The organism is Paucibacter sp. KBW04 (genome assembly GCF_003852425.1).
In the GTDB taxonomy this organism is placed as follows: Bacteria; Pseudomonadota; Gammaproteobacteria; order Burkholderiales; family Burkholderiaceae_C; genus Paucibacter_A.
This window is the reverse complement of record NZ_QAJN01000001.1, coordinates 640,927-659,526: the sequence shown is the minus strand read 5'-3', so window position 1 is coordinate 659,526 and position 18,600 is coordinate 640,927. Positions and strand designations below refer to the sequence as shown.

The following is an 18,600-nucleotide window of genomic DNA, read 5'->3' as shown; positions in this document are numbered from 1 at the left end:
CAAGCGGTTTCAGAGCACAGGCCTTTGCTGCAGATGGTTCCAACAACTTTTCATCACGATAGCGCGCAAAGCATCGGCATCGATGGGTTTGGCCAGAAAATGCCCCGCGCCCCCTAAGTTGATGGCATCCCGCATCACCTGCGGGTCCACGCTGGCGGTCACCAGCACCCGCACGGTCTGAGGCATCAGCTGCTTGAGCGAGGCCAGCAGCTGGATGCCGCTTTCGCCCGGCAGACCATGGTCGACGATGGCCAGGGCGAAGTGGTGCTGATGGAACAGTTCGCGCGCCTGCTCGGCGCTGCGTGCGCAAACGACCTTGACCCCGTAAGTGCCCAGCAGATGTTCCATGAGCTCCAGCGAGACCTCGTGGTCCTCCACCAGCAAGACCACCGGCACCTCGTCCGCATGCATGAACAGGCGCGGGTCCAGCAGGGTGGGCTGCTTGAACAAGCGCTCCACCTGCTCCGGCGGCTGGGGCCGGCCAACCAGATAGCCCTGCACCTCGTCCACATTGAGCGAGAACAGGATGATGGCCTCTTCCTCGGTTTCCACCCCCTCGGCGATGGCCCGCATGTGCAGGTTGTGGGCCAGCTGAATGACGGCGGCGACGATGGCGCGGTCCTGCGGGTTCTTGGTCAGGCCGCGCACAAAGCCTTGATCGACCTTGAGCCGCTCGGCCGGGAAGCTGCGCAAATAGCCCAGATTGGAATAGCCCGTGCCAAAGTCGTCGATGGCCAGCAAAACCCCCATGCCGCGCAGCTGCTGCATCAGCTCCAGGCTGGCCTTGGGGTCGCGCATGGCCAGGCTCTCGGTCACTTCCAGTTCCAGCACGCCCTGGGGCACACCATGTTTTTGCATGGCTCGGCGCAGTTCCAGCAGGAACTCGGGGTCGGAGAACTTGGTGGCCGCCAGATTCACCGCCACCCGTATCCAGCCATGGCCGGCACGGGCCCAGGCGGCCATTTGCCGGCAGGCTTCATCGAGCACAAAGGAATCCACCAACTCGATCAGATTGGACTCTTCCGCCAAGGGCAGGAACTGGCCCGGCCCCAGCCGCCCGTACTCCGGCGAGTTCCAGCGCACCAAGGCCTCGAAGCTGACCAAGGTGCCGCTCTTGAAGTCCACCTGGGGTTGGAACTCCAGCACCAGCTCGCCCTTGGGTATGCCCTCACGCAGGCGGATCTCCATCTGCAGGCGGCGGTCAATGGCGGCCTGCATCTCGGGCGAAAAATGCGTCAGCACCGAGCCGCCCCGGGACTTGGCCTCGTACATGGCGATGTCAGCGCGCTTGAGCAGGGTTTCGGTGTCCTCCCCATCATCCGGGAACATGGCCACGCCCACGCTGCCGCCCAGGGTGTGGGACTCGCCCTGCAAGTTCACCGGCGCGCTCAGGGCATCGCAGATGCGCGCGCCTATCTGGTCCACATCTTCCCGTGCCAAGCCTTCGCAAGCCACCACAAACTCATCCCCACCCAGGCGCGCCACGGTGTCGCCCTCGCGCGCCAGCAGGCTCAGGCGCCGCGCCATCTCGCGCAGCACCTCGTCACCCGCGCTATGGCCCAGGCTGTCGTTGATGTACTTGAACTTGTTCAGATCGATGAAGAAGAGCACGATCAGCCCGCCCCCTCGCTTGGCGCGTGCGATGGCATGGCTGATGCGATCCAGCAGCAGCACGCGATTGGGCAGATCGGTCAGGCCGTCGTGAGTGGCCTGGTAATGCAGGGCGTCTTCGTGGCGGCGCTGCTCGGTGATGTCGATGCGAATCGAGACGAAGCGCACGATCTGGCCCGCCGCGTCACGCTGCGGCACGATGGCCGAGTCCACCCAGTACAAACGCCCCGATTTGGCGCGGTTGCAGATCACATCCCGCCAAATTTCACCGTTGGCGATGGTGGCCCACATCTGATCAAAGAAGCTGTGGGGGTGCTGACCCGAGTTGAGGATGCGATGGTCCTGGCCCATCAGCTCCTCGCGGCTATAGCCGCTGATCTCGATGAACTTCTGATTCACATGGGTGATGCGCCCCTGCCGGTCGGAGACCGACACGATGGCATGCAGATCAATCGCCTGGATGAAGGTGGACAGCTCGGCAAAGGCCTGCTCCACCCCCTGCTTGGCTTCGAGCGCCAGTGCCGCACCGCGCGAGTCCAGCTCCGCCTGAGCCAGCTGGCGTACCGCATCACGCAAATGGCGCTGGTGGGAGGCCAGCTGCCAGGCAAACCAGGCCAGGGCGATAAAGCAAACCAGGACCAGCCCGAAGAAGAAGCGCGCCGTGTCGTCGATCTCGGCACGGGCGATCTGCTCGGCCTTGTCCAGCGGGATGGTGATGGACAGGGCGCCCATCAGCTGATGTTGAGCAAAATGTTTGCCTGCCGGCACGCCGGCGGCCAGACGCCGGGCCTGGATCAGCGGCGTTTGCTCCAGCGCGTTGTGGCAGCTAGCGCAGAGCTGCTGCGAAACCGGGTCGGCGGCCAGATAGCGGAACACCCGTCGCCCGTCCTGCGTCTCCAGCCGGGACACCGGCTTCCACTGAATCGGCTGCTGCGGCGCGACTTGATCCTGGGCTTCCAGCTGGGGCCAGGCCCAGCGCAGGAATTCATCGCTAAGCCCCTGGCTCTCCTCCAGATTCCATTTGCTGACGGGCTTGTACTCGTAGAGCTTGTCGCCGAACAAGGGGGCCGCCCGCCCCACCAGCTTCAGAAATTCCGCCGGAATCGGCAGGTGCACCGGCTGCCCGGACGCGTCCTTCAGGGAGGCGGCGGAAGGGTTGAGTTTGGCAAACACTTCCTTGGCATAGACCGCCCGCGAAGCGCCGGCCTGCATGGCGATGATCTCGGCCACCGCCTGGGCCTCGGTCTCGATGATCTTGGTGACGGCGTCGCGCACCACCGCATAACCCAGGACGCAAGCCACCGCAAAGATGCCCAGCAGCATCGCCACCATGCGCAAGTTTCGAGATCTCGCTCCGGGCACCAGGTTCATCGACACTCCTGAGATGGGCAACAGGGCCGCGGAGCGAATTTACCGGAATATGGCGCTGAAGTATGGGCTTATGTTTGACTGAGCCCACAGCCCAAGCCTTGGGTCGCGAACAAAGCCGAAAACCCTGAAAAAGTGGGCAAAAAAACAAAGGGCCGACCTGCTGGCCGGCCCTGCAGGGCTCAGGAGAGGCTTGGTTCGCCCAAGCCTTACTTCAGAGGCACACCGGTCTTGGCCTGCACCTGCTCGCGCGTGACACCTTCGGCCAGCTCGACCAGTTTGAGACCTTCAGGAGTCACATCCATCACGGCGAGGTCGGTGATGATGCGGTTGACCACGCCCACACCGGTCAGCGGCAGGGTACAGCTGGGCAGGATCTTGAGATCTTCGCTGCCGTCTTTCTTGCGCGCCACATGCTCCATCAGCACGATCACGCGCTTAACACCGGCCACCAGGTCCATGGCGCCGCCCATGCCCTTGACCATCTTGCCGGGGATCATCCAATTGGCCAGGTCGCCCTTCTCGCTCACCTGCATGGCGCCCAGAATGGACAGATTGATCTTGCCGCCGCGAATCATCGCGAAGGAATCATGGCTGCCGAAGATGCTGGAACCGGGGAGGGTGGTGACCGTCTGCTTGCCGGCGTTGATCAGGTCGGCATCGACCTCCTCCTCGGTCGGGAAGGGGCCTATGCCCAGCATGCCGTTCTCGCTCTGCAGCCAGACCTCCTTGTCGGCCGGCACAAAGTTCGCCACCAGGGTGGGGATGCCTATGCCCAGATTGACGTAAAAGCCGTCTTCCAGTTCCTGCGCCGCGCGGGCCGCCATTTGGTCTTGTGTCCAGGCCATGATCATTTCTCCTTCAGTTGGGGACAGAGCTACTCGCTTCGCTCGGGCGGTCTGTCCCGCAAATTTATTTGGCTGCGCTGAGCGTGCGCTTTTCAATGCGCTTCTCGGGGTGAGGGTTGTGCACGATGCGGTGCACATAGATGCCGGCCAGGTGCACCGAATCAGGATCAATGCTGCCGGTCTCGACGATCTCCTCGACCTCCACCACCGTCAGCTTGCCGGCCATGGCCGCGGCCGGGTTGAAATTGCGCGCCGTGCGGCGGAACAGCAGATTGCCGCTCTTGTCGGCCTTCCAGGCCTTGACCAGGGACACCTCGGGATTGAGCGCACGCTCCATCACATAGGTATGGCCATCAAACTCGCGCAGCTCCTTGCCTTCGGCCACCAAGGTGCCCACACCGGTACGGGTATAGAAGGCCGGGATGCCCGCACCACCGGCGCGCAGCTTCTCGGCCAGGGTGCCCTGGGGGGTGAACTCAAGCTCCAGCTCGCCGGCCAGGTACTGGCGCTCGAACTCCTTGTTCTCGCCCACATAGCTGGAGATCATCTTCTTGATCTGGCGCGTTTCCAGCAACTGGCCCAGGCCAAAGCCGTCCACGCCGGCGTTGTTGGAGATCACGGTCAGGTTCTTGACGCCGGTATCGCGCAAGGCCGCGATCAGCGCCTCCGGGATGCCGCAAAGCCCAAAGCCGCCCACCGCCAGCAACTGTCCGTCGCTGACGATGCCCTGGAGCGCGGCGGCCGCGCTGGGGTAAATCTTGTTCATAAGAGGAGTTCTCCGCTGTGGTCTAGCTAGACGCTTTTGCAATGGCGGCAAGCGTACTACCGAAGCCGGGTCAAAGGGCTTACGTAGATTCGCCTAAGCTGCCGCCCCGAGCTCTTGGGGCTTGCGCGGCCACCGCCCCTGGGATAGGCGCGGACCCGGCCTGGCCCCCAGCTCACCATTGCCCGCGCCGCACTGCGACACAATACGCGGGCTCAAACCCCTTTGCTCGATCCTGTGTGCTCGATCCCTTTGCTCTAGCCCCCGCCATGCCCCTGAACGCCCAAGACCTGCAAGCCGCCATCCCCAAGATCTTCGCGCCTTGGATCGTGGCCTTGCGCCTGGAGGTCTTGAGCGCCGATGCGGATCGTGTCGTACTCCGCTTGCCGGTGGACCCCGCCCTGGTCCATGTGGGCCAGGTCATGTGCGGCCAGGCGGCCATGGCCGCGGCCGACACGGCCATGGTGCTGGCCATGATGAGCAGCCTGGGCGAGTTCAAACCCATGACCACCGTGCAGTTGCAAACGTCTTTTTTGCGCCCCATCAGCGGTGAGTTCTGTACCGTCAGCGCCACGCTGCTGCGCCGGGGCAAAAACCTGGCCTTTGGCAGCATAGACATCTGCGATGCCGAGGGCCGCTTGGCCGCTCAGTCCACCACCACCTACGCCCTTCTTTGACCTCCGCCCGACCCATGCCATTGGACTACCGAACCGCTTTCGACCATGCCCCCATCGGCCTGGTACTGTCCGCCAAACGCCTGATCAAGGATTGCAATCGCCAGCTGCTGATCATGTTTGGCGCCGAGCGCGAGCAGCTGATCGGCAAGAGCTTCGAGGTGCTCTACCCCAGCCTGGACGAGTTCGAGCGCACCGGTGCGCGCATCGTCGCCAGCCTGGACGCCGACGGTTTTTACGCCGATGACCGGGTGATGCGCCGGGTCGGCTGTGGGCAATTGTTCTGGTGCCATGTGGCCGGCCGCGCCATCAACCCGGCCGATCCCCATGCGGAAGGCATCTGGAGCTTCGAGGACTTGTCGGCCCATCGCAAAATCAAGGCCGACTTAACCGCCCGGGAGCGCGAGATCGCCGCCCTGCTGATCGAAGGCCTGACCAGCAAGCTGATCGGCAAGCGCCTGGAGATCAGCCCGCGCACGGTCGATGTCTACCGCGCCCGCCTGATGAAAAAATACGCGGCCGCCTCCACGCCCGAGCTGATTCACAAGTTGCTGGTGGCTTGAGCGGCCAAGCTCAGGCCTCGGCCTTCTGGAAGATGAAGAAGTCCGCCGGCGAACCGGTTTTGTAGTCACCCCGGTAGGGATAGCGGTTGGGAATATGTTCCAGAAGCTGCCAAGCCGGCGCCTGGGTCTTGACCCAGGTGATAAAGGCCCGGTGCCTGACATGCGGCTCGGTGCTGCCAGGCGCACTGTCAAAGTTGCTGGCATAGACGATCACATAGCGCGTCGAGGCTTTGAATAGCTGGCGCATATAACGATCAAACACCTCGTCTTCGACCAGGTGATAGATCACGTCCAAGGACAGCGCCAAATCGGCCGTCTCGCCGGCGTACTCACTCACATGCAGAAAGCGCTTGCTGCTGTCATCGGCAAAGCGCTGGCGGCAGGCGGCCACCGCGCTATGACTGATATCGAAGCCCAGGTAAGCCGGGTACTGGGCCAGGCTCAGCTGATTGCCATCGCCACAGCCAAACTCCATCACCTGGGCGATGGCATGCCGGGCCACGAAAGCATTCAGCAGCTCGGCCTTGAACTCGGCAAACAAGGCGTAAGAGCCCACGCCGGAGTTACCGCCCTGGGCATAGCGCGACTCCCAGTACGCGCCCGAATTGGCGAATTCCACCTGGGCTCGGCGCGAGGACTGCCAACGCCAGTAGCGCTTTTGCAAGCGCGCCAAGGGCGCGAAGCGGGCGATCAAGAAGGCTTTCATGGGCACAACTCCTGGCCCCAGATCATGGGGGCCGGCGCCCTAGCCTAAGCCCGATCTGGGCCGGCTGTCCATGGCTCGTGCGGGCCACCAGATCAGCACAGGCCCTGACACGTTTCAGTCACGCCCGCTGGCCACAATCTGCGCCCACTCGGCGTCCTCATAAAGCCGCGAGCGGGTCAGAAAACGCAGACCTGTCGGCCCTTCCAGCGAGAACATCCCTCCCCGCCCCTCCACCACATCGATGATCAGCTGCGTGTGCTTCCAGTACTCGAACTGCGATTCACTGATGTAGAAGGGCATGCCACCGATGCGGCCCAAGAAGCGGTCGCCCGCGCCCACGATCAAATCCCCTTCCGGGTAGCACATGGGCGCGCTGCCGTCACAGCAACCGCCCGACTGATGGAACATCAGCGGGCCGTGCTGGGCCGCCAGGCGCTGAACAAGCGCCAGCGCCGCCTCGGTCGCCACCACCTGCTCGACCGAGCTTTGCATCAGAAGAAGCCCATGGCTTTTTCTTCGTAGCTGACCAGCAGGTTCTTGGTCTGCTGGTAATGGTCCAGCATCATCTTGTGGTTCTCGCGACCAATGCCGGACTGCTTGTAGCCGCCAAACGCGGCGTGCGCCGGATAGGCGTGATAGCAGTTGGTCCAGACCCGGCCGGCCTGAATGCCACGGCCCATGCGGAAGGCGGTGTTCATATCGCGGCTCCACACCCCGGCGCCCAGGCCGTAAAGCGTGTCGTTGGCAATGGCCAGAGCTTCTTCCTCGTCCTTGAAGGTGGTGACCGAAACCACCGGGCCGAAGATTTCTTCCTGGAAGATGCGCATCTTGTTATGGCCCTTGAACACCGTGGGCTTGACGTAGAAGCCGCCTTCCAGATCGCCGCTGAGGTTGTTGCGCGAGCCTCCCGTCAGGCATTGCGCGCCTTCTTGCTTGCCCAGGTCCAGATAGCTCAGGATTTTTTGCAGCTGCTCGTTGGAGGCCTGGGCACCAATCATGGTGCTCATGTCCAGGGGATTGCCCTGCTTGATGGCATTGACCCGCTTGACGGCCCGCTCCATGAATTGCTCGTAAATGCTTTCTTGGATCAGCGCCCGCGAGGGACAGGTGCAGACCTCGCCCTGGTTGAGCGCGAACAGGGCAAAACCTTCCAGCGCCTTGTCGAAGAAAGCATCGTCCTTGGCCATCACATCGGCGAAGAAGATATTGGGCGACTTGCCGCCTAACTCCAGAGTTACCGGGATCAGGTTCTGGCTGGCGTACTGCATGATCATGCGGCCGGTCGTGGTCTCGCCGGTGAAGGCGATCTTGCCGATGCGCGGGCTGGATGCCAGGGGCTTGCCGCACTCCAGGCCAAAGCCGTTGACCACGTTCAGCACGCCGGGCGGCAGCAGATCGCCGATCACTTCCATCAAGACCAGAATGGAGACCGGCGTTTGCTCGGCCGGCTTGAGCACCACGCAGTTGCCGGCCGCCAAGGCCGGGGCCAGCTTCCACACTGCCATCAGCAGCGGGAAGTTCCAGGGAATGATCTGCCCCACCACGCCGATGGGCTCGTGAAAGTGATAGGCATAGGTCTTCTCATCGATCTCGCTGATGCCGCCTTCTTGCGAGCGCACACAGCCGGCGAAATAACGGAAGTGGTCGACGGCCAGGGGCAGATCGGCCAGCGTCGTTTCGCGGATGGGCTTGCCGTTGTCCCAGGTCTCGGCGGCGGCCAGCATGGGCAGATGGGCCTCCATGCGATCGGCGATTTTGTTCAGGATATTGGCGCGGCCCGCCGGCGAAGTGCGGCCCCAAGCACCCTTGGCGGCATGGGCGGCATCCAGGGCCAACTCGACATCCTCGGCGGTGGAGCGAGGGATTTCACAAAAAGCGCGGCCGGTCACCGGCGTGATGTTGTCGAAGTACTGGCCCTTGACGGGCGCCACCCACTCACCGTTGATGTAATTGCCATAGCGCTTTTTGAAAGCAACAGGGGTTCCGAATTTACCGGGTTCAAGCATGTCCATTTGATTCTCCTTCAGGGTTCATGAGGCCGATCCAGCAAAGCCGGAGCGGAGGGCTCGCGAAGCAAGCACAACCCTTCTCTGCAGCTTGCGTGCCAGGTCTTGCCTGCCCGCTGAAAAATCTGCATCGGCACTTTCTGGACAGCTGCAGTCGCCGCCGCGAGCAGGGAAAACGCCAGGCCACTTGTGCCTTTTCTGAACAAACAGCGCCGCGGCCTGTACCAGGCTGTTGCAAAACCGGGCCTGGCCTCACAGCACGCTTCTTGCTTCTCTGAGTGGGAGGAGATCGGCATGCCCCTACCCACCCTTCACAGACAGCTTCAAATCCAGCTCCGGCGATCCGGCCTGCTCTTGATGGCCTTTGTGCTGATGCACACGGCCCAGTGCGCCCGTGCAGAAGCGCAAGACACCGATCCTCTGGGTTCCATGCAATGGCCAGTGCTGCGCGATGAGTTCCTGGGGGCCCAGGCGCGGGTCCGGTTTGACCCGCGGGTGCAGGTGCAAGGCCCCGCCTTTGCCGAAGACCCGATGAATGTGCCCATCAGCGTTGTGGTTGAGCCGGGTCTGGGCCAGGTGCAGCAAATCATCGTGCTGGTGGATCGCAACCCCATACGCAAGGTGCTGGAGTTCCAGCCCCTCAAGGCCCTGCCGCGACTCAGCTTTCGCTTCAAGCTGGAGCAGGCCAGCCCGGTGCGCGCCGCCGTGCAGACCCTGGATGGGCGCTGGCATGTGGGCAGCACCTGGGTGGAGTCGGCCGGCGGCGGTTGCACCGCCCCGGCCAGCAGCCGCAGCGATGGCAGCTGGGCGCAAAGCCTGGGCCAGGTCAGCGCCCGCAGCTTCACGCGCGATGCTGCTGAGGGCGCAGGCACGCGATTGCGCCTGCGGGTGATGCACCCCATGGACACCGGCCTGGCCGGCGGTGTGCCGGCCTTCTACCTCAAACAACTGCAGCTGCAGGACGGCACCGGTCGCACGCTATTCATGCTCAAGACCTTTGAGCCGGTGAGTGAGAACCCCATTTTCAGCGTCGACTTTGCTCAAGCGCCGCCCGGCCCTCTGCTGATCAAAGGCAGCGACAACAACGGCAATCGCATCGAGGGAGGCTTGCCATGAAGCGCCTGCTCAAGGTCTGGCTCCTGCTGGCCTGGCTGCCAGCTGCCTTCGCCCAGAACAATGAGCTGGACTACCACTTGCAAGCCCGCGCCCTGGCGCCTGGGGTCTATGTGGTGGAAGGAGCCAACGCCGACTTCAGCCCGGCCAATGGCTGCAACATCATCAACACCGGCTTCATCGTCAGCGAGGCCGGGGTCCTGGTGATCAACGCCGGGCCGTCTCGCCGCTACGGCGAGCAGCTGCGGGCGCTGATTGGGCGCACGACGCGCCAGCCTGTTCTGAAGCTGGTCTTGCTCAACCAGCACCCCGATTACTTCCTCGGCAGCCAGGCTTTTGCCGACGTGCCGCGCCTGGCCACCGCCAGCACCCGCGCCGCGATGGCGGCCAACGCAGGCAGCTATGAGAGCAATCTTTACCGCCTCTGCGGCGAGTGGATGAAGGGCACGGAGACTCTGCTGCCCGACGGCCCCATCACGTCAGGCACACAGCAGCTAGGCAGGCGGGAAATCGAGCTGCTGGAATTGGGCGGCCATACCGACAGCGATCTGGTGCTGATCGATCGCAGCGCGGGCGTCGTCTTCGCCGGTGGCCTGGTGTTCAGCCAGCGCGTGCCCACCACGCCCCATGCCGATCTGCCCGCCTGGAGCCGCAGCCTCAAGACCTTGGCCGCCCTGCCCTACCCGCAATGGGTGCCCAGCCACGGCAGTGTGGAGGCGGCTCGCGACGGGGCCGCCATCGCCATGACCCAGCACTATCTGGCCTGGTTGGACCAGCGCTTTCGCCGCGCCGCCGAGCAAGGCCTGGACATGGTGGAGCTGCTGCGCCAGCCCGCGCCCGAGGAGTTCCGCCGCTGGGCGGCCTTCGAGACCGAATACATCCGCAATGTGGCCCATCTTTACCCGCGCTATGAGCAGGCGGTGCTGAAGGCGCGCTGATCGCTCCCCCCCGGCCTGCTCAAGGATGTAGCAACCCTGCGGCCGAACTCGTCCAAAACAGAACAATTCGGGGCTTCTTGGGGTGGCACGTTTGTTGCGGACAAAGAGCATCCGCCCGGACTGGCGCGCCCTGCTCTTGCAGCGCTTCAGGCGAGCCGGACTTCCCACCCCCTCAAGAGGAGACATCCATGCGTTTGAAGCTTTCCGTCCTGCTGACCCAGCTGAGCTTGGGCACCGTGGCCACACTCGTCGGCCTCAGCCCCGATGCCATCGCGGCCAGTGCGGGCGTCACCGATCAGATGATTCAGGACTCGCCGCGCAGCGGTGCGGAGGTGCTGTCCTCCGGCCTGGGCACGCAAGGCCAGCGCTACTCGCCGCTCAAGCAGATCAGCACCGGCAATGTGGCCAAGCTTTTGCCGGCCTGGGCCTTCTCCTTCGGCGGCGAAAAACAGCGCGGCCAGGAGTCCCAACCCCTGATCCACGACGGCAAGATGTTTGTCACCGCCTCCTACTCCCGCATCTACGCCCTGGACGCGGCCAGCGGCAAAAAGCTCTGGAAATACGAGCACCGCCTGCCCGAGGGCATCATGCCCTGCTGCGATGTGGTGAACCGCGGCGCCGCCCTGTTCGACAACCTGGTCATCTTCGCCACCCTGGACGCCCAGCTGGTGGCCCTGGACCAGGCCACCGGCGATGTGGTCTGGAAGGAAAAGATCGACGACTACGCCGCCGGCTACTCCGCCACCGCCGCCCCGCTGATCGCCGGTGGCATGTTGCTCACCGGGGTCTCTGGCGGTGAGTTCGGCGTGGTCGGGCGGGTGGAGGCGCGCGACCCGCGCACCGGCCGCATGATCTGGTCCCGCCCCACGGTGGAAGGCCATATGGGCTACACCTATGACAAAGATGGCAACAAGAGCGAGAACGGCATCTCCGGCACCACCAACAAGAGCTGGCCCGGCGACCTCTGGAAAACCGGCGGCGCCTCCACCTGGATGGGCGGCACCTATGACGCCAAGACCGGCCTGGCTTACTTTGGCACCGGCAACCCCGCGCCCTGGAATAGCCATCTGCGCCAGGGTGACAACCTGTTCTCCTGCGCCACCGTCGCCATCGACATCAAGACCGGCAAGATCAAATGGCATTACCAGGGCACGCCCAACGATGCCTGGGACTTTGACGGCGCCAACGAGTTCATCACCTTCGATATGGACGGCAAACGCATGGGCGGCAAGGCCGACCGCAACGGCTTCTTCTACGTCAACGACGCGACGACCGGCAAACTGGAGAACGCCTTTCCCTTTGTGCGCAAACTCACCTGGGCCACGGGCGTGGACCTGAAGACCGGCCGCCCCAACTTCATCCCCGAGAACCGCAGCGGCGACCCTACCGCCAGTGCCGACGGCAAGAAGGGCAAGTCCGTCTTCGCCGCACCCGGCTTCCTGGGCGGCAAGAACCAGATGCCCATGGCCTACAGCCCGGACACCAAGCTCTTCTACGTGCCGGCCAATGAATGGGGCATGGAGATCTGGAACGAGCCCATCACCTACAAAAAGGGCGCGGCCTATCTGGGCGCTGGCTTCACCATCAAACCGCTCAACGAGGACTACATCGGCGCCCTGCGCGCGGTGGACCCCAAGACCGGCAAGATCGTCTGGGAGGTCAAGAACAATGCGCCGCTGTGGGGCGGTGTGCTGACCACGGCCGGCAATCTGGTCTTCTGGGGCACGCCCGAAGGCTTCTTGAAGGCGGCCGATGCCAAGACCGGCAAGATCGTCTGGGAGTTCCAGACCGGCTCCGGCGTCGTGGCCCCGCCCATCACCTGGATGCAGGGCGGCGAGCAATACGTGAGCGTGGTCTCGGGCTGGGGCGGCGCCGTGCCGCTGTGGGGCGGGGATGTGGCCAAGCGCGTCAACTTCCTGGAGCAAGGCGGTATGGTCTGGGTCTTCAAGATCCCCAAGCCCTAAGCCCCGGCAAGCCAAGGAGATCCCTCATGGAAACGAGTAACTCCCGCCGTCGCTTCATCGCCCTGCATGCGCTGCTGGCGGGCGGCGCCTTGATCGCAGGCAAACCGGCCATCGCCCAGGCCGGCGCCCATGTGGACGAGAACGATGAGCAGGCTTTAGCCCTGGGCTACCGCCAGGACACGGCCAAGGTCGACGCCAAAAAGTACCCCAAGCATGAGGCCAGCCAGCACTGCGCCAACTGCACTTTCTGGCAAGGCAAGCCCACCGATGCCTGGGCGGGCTGCGCCATGTTCGGCCGCAAGCACATCGCCAATGGCGGCTGGTGCCAGGTCTGGGCCAAGGCGCCGAGCTGAGTCCAAGTGAGATGAGCCGATCAAAAAGGGCGGTGCTTGCGGTGCCGCCCTTCACCTTCTAGGCGCTTTCACTCACTTGCTTCCCTTCCCGAAGCCATCTCAACAGGCGGGCGCTTGCCCGCCTTTCTTTTTCACGACCTCTCCTCAATGCCCAAATTCATAGCACAAACCGATCCAAGCCGATCGCGGCTCGCCGGGGGCCAAGAAGGTGGAGTAGCGCAGCGGATAGTCACCGTTCGCGTTAGCGGGCAAGGGCCGGGCGCGGTAATTGCCCTGCTCATCAAAAGCATTCACCCCCAGCTGCGCCGCGCTGCTGTAGCGCGTATCCAGCAGGTTTTTGATCTGCACAAATAACTTGATATGACTGCTGGGCCGGTAGTCCACCCCGAGATTGAGCAGGGCATAGCCCGCGCTGCGGCCGCTACCAAAGTAATTGACCCCGTCGGGCTGGTGCAAGCCGTTTTCATTGCCTCGCGCCTTGGCGCCTGAGGTGGCGCTCAGGTCCAGGCTCAGACCCCATTGCGCATTGAGCTGCCAGTCGGCCGCCAGCTTGAGCAGGCTGCGCGGCAGCATGGGTATACGGTCGCCGGGTCGAATCTCGATCACGCCCTCCACTCCCGGAAAACCAGCCTGCGCCTGATCGTTGCTGCTATTGGCCGAGCCACCGACCACCTCGGCGCTTTGGTAGGTGGCGTCCAGCAGGCTGAGGCTGGCACTCAGGCGCAGGTCGCGGTGGGCTTGCCACTGCAAACTGGCTTCCAGGCCCTGGCGGCGGGTCAGGCCAAAGTTCTTAAAGTAGCCAAAGCCGCTGCTGTTGTCGGCCACAAACAGCAAGTCATCATGGTTGTCGGCGCGGAACAGGCCCAAATGCCAGTCCAGCGTATGGCCCAAGCGCCCTCTTGCGCCCAGCTCCAGGCTGCGGGTGATGACCTGGCGCAGCGGCGGGTCGCCCGCAAAGGCATTGGGCAGCTTGCAGGGGCTGGCCGGGTCGGCGCAGCCCAGCTCAACAGCCGTGGGCGCGCGCGCGCCCTGGTTGGCGCTGGCATAAAACTTCAGCCCTGGCGCTGCGGCATAACTCAAAGCCAGACCGGGGTTGAAATGGCTGAACACATAGTCACCGTCCAGCGAGCCCGTCCCGCCGCCCGGGGTGATGGCGTCGCGATTGCTGATGCTGGCGCGGTTGTAGCGGCCCGACAGGGTGAGCTGGGCCGCCGGGCTCAGATTCAGGGTACTGCTGCCAAAGATGCTGGCCGTTTGGCTGCGGCTGCGCAAATTGACGCGAGAATCGAAGGCATTTTCCGAGTTCTGACTACCGTCGGCAAAGGCACCCGGCCCGGTCACGCCCGTCACCGTGCGGTCGGAGTTGATATAGCCAAACTGCGAACTCTGCTCGAAATTGACCCGGCTCCAATCCAGCGAGCCACCCAAGAGCCACTGGGCCTTCATGTCGGCCCATTGCGACTCACCCGAGAGCTGCAGATTCAGCCCCGCATTGTGCTGCAGGGTGTGGCTGCGGTTGAGCAGGCCGTTGCACTTCTCGTTCGGCTCGTCGTTGAGCAAGGCGTTGGCGATGCAGCGCCACTTGGGGAAGGGGGTGTTGCTGGCAGTCGCGCCCGAGGCCGGGAAGCCGGTGTAGCCGGCCTGCGTCAATTCGGCCCTTTCAGCTGCGCTGGGCTGGTAGACCGATTGATCCAGCGCGCCCTCATTGATGTCGCCATTCAAGGTGTCCGTCGAGATACGGCGGTAGTAGGCATTGCCACTCAGGCGCAAGCCCTCAGCCAGGCCCTGGCTCAGCTCCAGATTCAAGAGCTGGGCTTTGTTGCGGGTGTTGTCGGGCGCGGTGTAGATGCTCTTCCAGTCGCTTTGCAAGGCGCCTTGCTCTTGCAGGCCATTGCCGGTGAGCTCGTTGTCGGCCAGCGCCACGCTCAGTCGCGCCTCAGCCTGGCCCAAGCGGCCGCCGAGTTTGGCAAACAGCTGCGCAGAGTCGGTCGGCGAGGCGGCGCGCCAGCCCTTTTCGTGCAGCCGACGAGCGGTGACAAACCAGTGCAAATCGGGCTTGCCGCCGCCGCTTTCAAACGCCAGCTCCACTCTTTGATGGCTGCCGCCGCTGAGCTGCAAGGCGCTGCCCGGGCTGCTCAGCCCGGTCTTGGTTTGCACCGAGAGCGCGCCGCCCAGGGTGTTGAGGCCGAACAGGGGATTGCTGCCCGGCATCAACACCGCCTGTTCGATGGCGGCGGTAGGAATCAGGTCCCAGCTCACCACATCGCCAAAAGGCTGGTTGATGCGCACCCCGTCCAGATAGACCGACAAGCCTTGCGGCGTACCCAGCAGGGGCGAGGCGCTGAAGCCACGGTAATTCAGATCGGCCTGCAAGGGGTTGCCCTGCACCTCGTTGATGCTGACGCTGGCCATATGGCGGGCCAGGTAGTTGGAGAGGTCCAGCGCCTGGCGCCGCTCCAGCTCGGCCGCACTCACGGTTTGCACCAAGCCCGGCTGTTGGTCACGCGCCTGCTCGCTGCCACGCAAGGGCGAGCTGCTGATCACCTCCACCCTCGGCAGCTGAGCGGGTGGCGCCACTTCGGTGGCCGGGGCCGGGTCGGCCCAGCAGGCGCTCACGGCCAATGCACTCAAAGCCACCCCGCCAAAGTTCTTGATCATCGAATCGCCTCCAGTTCGTCTTGTTTTTCTAGACTACAAAGGCCGGGCGCCAATGCACAGGGAAGACTTCCCGCCGCGCCTTGGGGTTTGCCCGGCTCAGCCGCATGAGAAACAGAATGGTGAACAAGTGAACAGGTGAACAGGTGAACAGGTGAACAGTGAACAAGTCAACGCGTCGAACCGTCTGTATTGCTCACTCGTTCACTTGTTCACCTGTTCACCGTTTCTTCCGCGAACGCCGGGCACCGCCGGGGCCAGGGATGCTCTCAGACCAGGCCCTGCCGGACCGCCAGCAAGGCCAGGGCCGCCAGGCTGCTGAGGCCCAGTTTTTCCTTGATCAGGGTCTGGTGGTTGGAGACGGTTTTGGCGCTCAGCTGCAGGGCCTTGGCACAGTCCTGCAAGGAGTGGCCGGAGGCCAGCAGCCGAAACACCTCGTACTCGCGCGGGCTCAGGCAGCTCAAGTCCGCCTCTGCGGGCGCGCTGGGCGGCAGGTAGACCCTGCCCGCATGCACGCTGCGCACCGCCTCCAGCAAGGCCTCGGGCGCACTGCTTTTGCTGACGAAGCCACTCGCCCCCAGGTCCAGGGCCCGGCGCATCATGGCCTCGCTGTCATGCATGCTGAAAATCAGGATGCGGCAGCGGGGCTCCCGCTCACGCAGACGCTGAATCAGGGCCAGTCCGCTGCTGCCCGGCATGGAGATATCGCTGATGACCAAGTCGGGCTGGGTTTGGCAGAACAGGGCGAAGGCCTCCTGCGCATCGCCGGCTTGCGCCACGACCGCGATATCGCCTTGCTGCTCCAGCAAACGCTGATAGCCGGCTCGCACGACCGGATGGTCATCGACCAAGAGCACGCGAATCATGTGGCCAGGCCCTGGGCACCCACCGGTACCCGCATCCGCAAGCAGCTGCCTCGACCCGGCAGGCCGCGCATCTGCAAACTCCCGCCCAAGGCCTGGGCGCGCTCGGCCGCGCCCAGCAAACCCAGCCCGCCTGGGCTGGCCGGGCTTGCGAAGCCCTGGCCATCGTCGAGCACGCTCAGCTCCAGCTCGCCCCTGAGGTTTTGCAAACGCAGATGCACCCGCCCGGCGCGCGCATGCCGCTCCACATTCGACAAACCCTCCTGCGCCACCCGGTACAAGGCGGTGTCGCGGGCCGCGCTAGGCTGGCGGCTCAGCAGCTCCTGCAAATCTGCACTGACCTCCAATTCATGCGGCAAGCCGGTCCTGGCCGACCAGGCCTGGCACAGGGCCCGCAAGGCTTCAAACAGGCCGAGCTCGTCCAGCTCCGCCGGTCGCAAGCGTTTGAGCATCGAGCGCAGACTGCTGGAGAGCTGCTCGGCCACGGCCGCGCTGCGCTCGGCTGCGGCGCACAGCTCGCTGATGCGCTGCGCCGAATCCGCCGAGTCCGCCTTGGCCAACTGGGCCTGCGCCCCGCGCATCCAGGCCGCCTCGCAGCGGATGGCGGTGCAATGCTGGGCCATCTCATCGTGCAGCTCACGCGCCAGGGCCAGGCGCTCGCGCTCCTGCAGCGTCAGCAGCTGGCGGGCCAGCTGCTGGCTGTGTTGCAACAAGGCCTGCGTCTCACGCCCGCGCCGCCAGCCATACCAGGCCAGGCCCAGGAATAGCACCAACAGGGCCAGGGGCAGCTCGTCCAGCTGCCAGGCCTCGCGCCCGCGCGCCCAATGCACCCACAGCTCATGCAACTCCAGGGCGCTGGCCAGGCCAAAACTCAAGCCAGTCAAGAGCAAAACCCAGGCCAAATCTGAACGCGCCCTGAGCCGCTGAGGCCGGGCGTTTGGCAGCGATGCTTTCATTCGTAGGCCTCCAGCTCCAAGACCCGCTCGCCGCCGCGCAGAAATGCGGTGTGGGCGGGTTCGCTGCGCTCCAGGCGGGCCAGGCCGACGCCGGGGCAATACCACTCCTTGCTGCGCAAGGGCTGGTCGCGCCAACCGGTGGCAGGGTCGGCATACAAGCGCAAGGTGGCCAGGCCGCTGACCACCAGGCAGTTTTTGAACTGCCCGGCCGGCGTGGCCAGCGCCACCGCCGTGGCACTGATCTGGTAGGTCATGAGGATGTGGGGGTGGACATGGCGGATCTCACGCGGGAACTCATTGCTGCGCATCAAGAGATAGGCCGTGGTGTCGGCCTGCCAGCTGCTGCCCACGACAAAGGGGGCCTTCAGCACATAACGAACCGGTTGATCGGCCTTCGGCTGCTCGTCCACCAAGCTTTTGCTGGCCACGCGGTAGATGCCGCTCTCATCGCGGCGCAGCCAGTAGTCCACCCCGGCATCGCCCTGGCGCCACCAGGCTTCGGCATCGCCCAGCACGGCCAGGCGTTGCGCCCCCAGGCTGGCGATGCGCAAGACTTCCTGCTCCGGCGGGCTGCCATCGTCCAGCTGAGTCTGCACCCGATAGGTCCAGCGGTGCCCGGCCTCCAGGGGAAAGTAGTCTGGCACGCCCGCGCCGCCTCGGCAGGCCTGCAAAAATTGCAAAAGCAGGGCCAAGAGAGCGAAGGCGAGCAGCTTGCGCATGGCCTCATTTCTCCGGCAGCTGGGGCACGGGCAGATCGCGCAGCTTGACCTGCTGCTCGCTGCCGCTGGGCCTGAGCCAGGCCAGGCCGCCCTGGCCTTTTTTCAGCGTGGCGCTGCCGACCTGGGTGACGCCCTCGCGGGTTTTCTTGAGGCTTTCGTTCAGCAAGGCATGCAGATCCTTGCGATAGGCCAGGCTGAAGGCCCGTGCCTGCGCGGTGGGCTTGCCTTCCTCCAAGGGCTGGACCCACAGCTGCAAGCTACCCAGCCGCTTGTTGCTGGGCTCTTCGATCACGGCCGCCAAGAGCACAAACTGCTCGGGCAGGGGTTCGGCCGAGGGCCAGCCGGCCAGCTGGCTCACCGCCTCGGCGGCAAAGAAATAGAACACGCTGAGGCTCAGCACCAGCAGGCCCTTGAGCCAGGCCGGCCAGCGCGACCACAACAAGGCCAGCAAGGCCACAAAGGCCAGGGCCACCAGACTGAGCAACAAGGGCAAGCTCATG

General features: G+C 64.3%; 17 protein-coding genes. 6 read left to right on the top strand and 11 right to left on the bottom strand.

Going from position 1 to position 18,600, the window contains the following annotated elements; translation table 11 throughout:
• Positions 1–9 precede the first annotated feature (9 nt).
• The 3 genes from DBR47_RS25325 to DBR47_RS02950 all read right to left on the bottom strand — a co-directional run bounded on the left by DBR47_RS25325 (position 10) and on the right by DBR47_RS02950 (position 4,593).
• Complete coding sequence (locus DBR47_RS25325) at positions 10–2,982, bottom strand: EAL domain-containing protein (protein ID WP_124446675.1); 2,973 nt, start codon at positions 2,980–2,982, stop codon at positions 10–12.
• 206 nt (positions 2,983–3,188) lie between these two features.
• Entirely contained in the window at positions 3,189–3,827 is a 639-nt protein-coding gene (locus DBR47_RS02955; protein WP_124446673.1) for a CoA transferase subunit B, read from the bottom strand.
• A 64-nt stretch (positions 3,828–3,891) separates the two neighbouring features.
• Positions 3,892–4,593, bottom strand: a complete 702-nt coding sequence (locus DBR47_RS02950) for a CoA transferase subunit A (protein WP_124446671.1) — start codon at positions 4,591–4,593, stop codon at positions 3,892–3,894.
• A 266-nt stretch (positions 4,594–4,859) separates the two neighbouring features.
• Between DBR47_RS02950 and DBR47_RS02945 the strand changes: the two genes are divergently transcribed.
• Positions 4,860–5,267 (top strand): PaaI family thioesterase, encoded by a 408-nt coding sequence (locus DBR47_RS02945; protein ID WP_124446669.1) that lies wholly within the window; start codon positions 4,860–4,862, stop codon positions 5,265–5,267.
• A gap of 14 nt (positions 5,268–5,281) precedes the next feature.
• Positions 5,282–5,827, top strand: a complete 546-nt coding sequence (locus DBR47_RS02940) for a LuxR C-terminal-related transcriptional regulator (RefSeq protein WP_124446667.1) — start codon at positions 5,282–5,284, stop codon at positions 5,825–5,827.
• Positions 5,828–5,837: 10 nt separating this feature from the next.
• On the opposite strand, the gene DBR47_RS02935 is transcribed toward DBR47_RS02940, so the two are convergent.
• The 3 genes from DBR47_RS02935 to adh form a co-directional block, all read right to left on the bottom strand.
• Positions 5,838–6,533, bottom strand: a complete 696-nt coding sequence (locus DBR47_RS02935; protein ID WP_124446665.1) for a bifunctional 2-polyprenyl-6-hydroxyphenol methylase/3-demethylubiquinol 3-O-methyltransferase UbiG — start codon at positions 6,531–6,533, stop codon at positions 5,838–5,840.
• Positions 6,534–6,647: 114 nt separating this feature from the next.
• Positions 6,648–7,025 carry a DUF779 domain-containing protein gene (locus tag DBR47_RS02930; RefSeq protein WP_124446663.1) on the bottom strand — a complete coding sequence of 126 codons (378 nt, stop codon included), beginning with the start codon at positions 7,023–7,025 and terminating at the stop codon, positions 6,648–6,650.
• Entirely contained in the window at positions 7,025–8,545 is a 1,521-nt protein-coding gene (gene adh, locus DBR47_RS02925; protein ID WP_124446661.1) for an aldehyde dehydrogenase, read from the bottom strand. The genes DBR47_RS02930 and adh overlap by 1 nt, the downstream gene beginning before the upstream one ends.
• A gap of 288 nt (positions 8,546–8,833) precedes the next feature.
• Here adh and DBR47_RS02920 point away from each other — a divergent pair, with 288 nt between their 5' ends.
• The 4 genes from DBR47_RS02920 to DBR47_RS02905 all read left to right on the top strand — a co-directional run bounded on the left by DBR47_RS02920 (position 8,834) and on the right by DBR47_RS02905 (position 12,907).
• Positions 8,834–9,655 carry a quinoprotein dehydrogenase-associated SoxYZ-like carrier gene (locus DBR47_RS02920; RefSeq protein ID WP_231512094.1) on the top strand — a complete coding sequence of 274 codons (822 nt, stop codon included), beginning with the start codon at positions 8,834–8,836 and terminating at the stop codon, positions 9,653–9,655.
• Positions 9,652–10,590: a quinoprotein relay system zinc metallohydrolase 1 gene (locus DBR47_RS02915; RefSeq protein WP_124446659.1), complete on the top strand. Its 939-nt coding sequence runs from the start codon at positions 9,652–9,654 to the stop codon at positions 10,588–10,590. The genes DBR47_RS02920 and DBR47_RS02915 overlap by 4 nt, the downstream gene beginning before the upstream one ends.
• A 188-nt stretch (positions 10,591–10,778) precedes the next feature.
• Complete coding sequence (locus DBR47_RS02910) at positions 10,779–12,554, top strand: PQQ-dependent methanol/ethanol family dehydrogenase (protein WP_124446657.1); 1,776 nt, start codon at positions 10,779–10,781, stop codon at positions 12,552–12,554.
• A gap of 26 nt (positions 12,555–12,580) precedes the next feature.
• Positions 12,581–12,907, top strand: coding sequence for a high-potential iron-sulfur protein (locus tag DBR47_RS02905; protein WP_124446655.1), 327 nt, complete (start codon positions 12,581–12,583; stop codon positions 12,905–12,907).
• A 144-nt stretch (positions 12,908–13,051) separates the two neighbouring features.
• Here the strand turns inward: DBR47_RS02905 and DBR47_RS02900 are convergent, their stop codons facing one another.
• From DBR47_RS02900 to DBR47_RS02880, 5 genes are all read right to left on the bottom strand, one after another.
• Positions 13,052–15,565: a TonB-dependent receptor gene (locus tag DBR47_RS02900; protein ID WP_124446653.1), complete on the bottom strand. Its 2,514-nt coding sequence runs from the start codon at positions 15,563–15,565 to the stop codon at positions 13,052–13,054.
• A 266-nt stretch (positions 15,566–15,831) separates the two neighbouring features.
• Positions 15,832–16,428: a response regulator transcription factor gene (locus DBR47_RS02895; protein ID WP_124446651.1), complete on the bottom strand. Its 597-nt coding sequence runs from the start codon at positions 16,426–16,428 to the stop codon at positions 15,832–15,834.
• Positions 16,425–17,381: a sensor histidine kinase gene (locus tag DBR47_RS02890; protein WP_124446649.1), complete on the bottom strand. Its 957-nt coding sequence runs from the start codon at positions 17,379–17,381 to the stop codon at positions 16,425–16,427. Before DBR47_RS02890 ends, DBR47_RS02895 begins: the two co-directional genes overlap by 4 nt.
• The gene (locus DBR47_RS02885; RefSeq protein WP_231512093.1) at positions 17,378–18,100 is read right to left on the bottom strand and encodes a hypothetical protein; all 723 of its coding nucleotides are present in this window, start codon (positions 18,098–18,100) and stop codon (positions 17,378–17,380) included. Before DBR47_RS02885 ends, DBR47_RS02890 begins: the two co-directional genes overlap by 4 nt.
• Positions 18,101–18,104: 4 nt before the next feature.
• The gene (locus DBR47_RS02880; protein WP_124446647.1) at positions 18,105–18,599 is read right to left on the bottom strand and encodes a hypothetical protein; all 495 of its coding nucleotides are present in this window, start codon (positions 18,597–18,599) and stop codon (positions 18,105–18,107) included.
• Between the last annotated feature and the right edge of the window lies 1 nt (position 18,600).

Excerpts from the sequence above, each read along its gene's own strand:
- DBR47_RS02905 (WP_124446655.1), top strand. The coding sequence starts at position 12,581 with ATGGAAACGAGTAACTCCCGCCGTCGCTTCATCGCCCTGCATGCGCTG.
- DBR47_RS02885 (WP_231512093.1), bottom strand. The coding sequence starts at position 18,100 with ATGCGCAAGCTGCTCGCCTTCGCTCTCTTGGCCCTGCTTTTGCAATTT.
- DBR47_RS02945 (WP_124446669.1), top strand. The coding sequence starts at position 4,860 with ATGCCCCTGAACGCCCAAGACCTGCAAGCCGCCATCCCCAAGATCTTC.
- DBR47_RS02940 (WP_124446667.1), top strand. The coding sequence starts at position 5,282 with ATGCCATTGGACTACCGAACCGCTTTCGACCATGCCCCCATCGGCCTG.
- adh (WP_124446661.1), bottom strand. The coding sequence starts at position 8,545 with ATGGACATGCTTGAACCCGGTAAATTCGGAACCCCTGTTGCTTTCAAA.
- DBR47_RS02955 (WP_124446673.1), bottom strand. The coding sequence starts at position 3,827 with ATGGCCTGGACACAAGACCAAATGGCGGCCCGCGCGGCGCAGGAACTG.
- DBR47_RS02930 (WP_124446663.1), bottom strand. The coding sequence starts at position 7,025 with ATGCAAAGCTCGGTCGAGCAGGTGGTGGCGACCGAGGCGGCGCTGGCG.
- DBR47_RS02880 (WP_124446647.1), bottom strand. The coding sequence starts at position 18,599 with ATGAGCTTGCCCTTGTTGCTCAGTCTGGTGGCCCTGGCCTTTGTGGCC.
- DBR47_RS02915 (WP_124446659.1), top strand. The coding sequence starts at position 9,652 with ATGAAGCGCCTGCTCAAGGTCTGGCTCCTGCTGGCCTGGCTGCCAGCT.
- DBR47_RS02950 (WP_124446671.1), bottom strand. The coding sequence starts at position 4,593 with ATGAACAAGATTTACCCCAGCGCGGCCGCCGCGCTCCAGGGCATCGTC.
- DBR47_RS25325 (WP_124446675.1), bottom strand. The coding sequence starts at position 2,982 with ATGAACCTGGTGCCCGGAGCGAGATCTCGAAACTTGCGCATGGTGGCG.
- DBR47_RS02890 (WP_124446649.1), bottom strand. The coding sequence starts at position 17,381 with ATGAAAGCATCGCTGCCAAACGCCCGGCCTCAGCGGCTCAGGGCGCGT.
- DBR47_RS02900 (WP_124446653.1), bottom strand. The coding sequence starts at position 15,565 with ATGATCAAGAACTTTGGCGGGGTGGCTTTGAGTGCATTGGCCGTGAGC.
- DBR47_RS02920 (WP_231512094.1), top strand. The coding sequence starts at position 8,834 with ATGCCCCTACCCACCCTTCACAGACAGCTTCAAATCCAGCTCCGGCGA.
- DBR47_RS02910 (WP_124446657.1), top strand. The coding sequence starts at position 10,779 with ATGCGTTTGAAGCTTTCCGTCCTGCTGACCCAGCTGAGCTTGGGCACC.
- DBR47_RS02895 (WP_124446651.1), bottom strand. The coding sequence starts at position 16,428 with ATGATTCGCGTGCTCTTGGTCGATGACCATCCGGTCGTGCGAGCCGGC.
- DBR47_RS02935 (WP_124446665.1), bottom strand. The coding sequence starts at position 6,533 with ATGAAAGCCTTCTTGATCGCCCGCTTCGCGCCCTTGGCGCGCTTGCAA.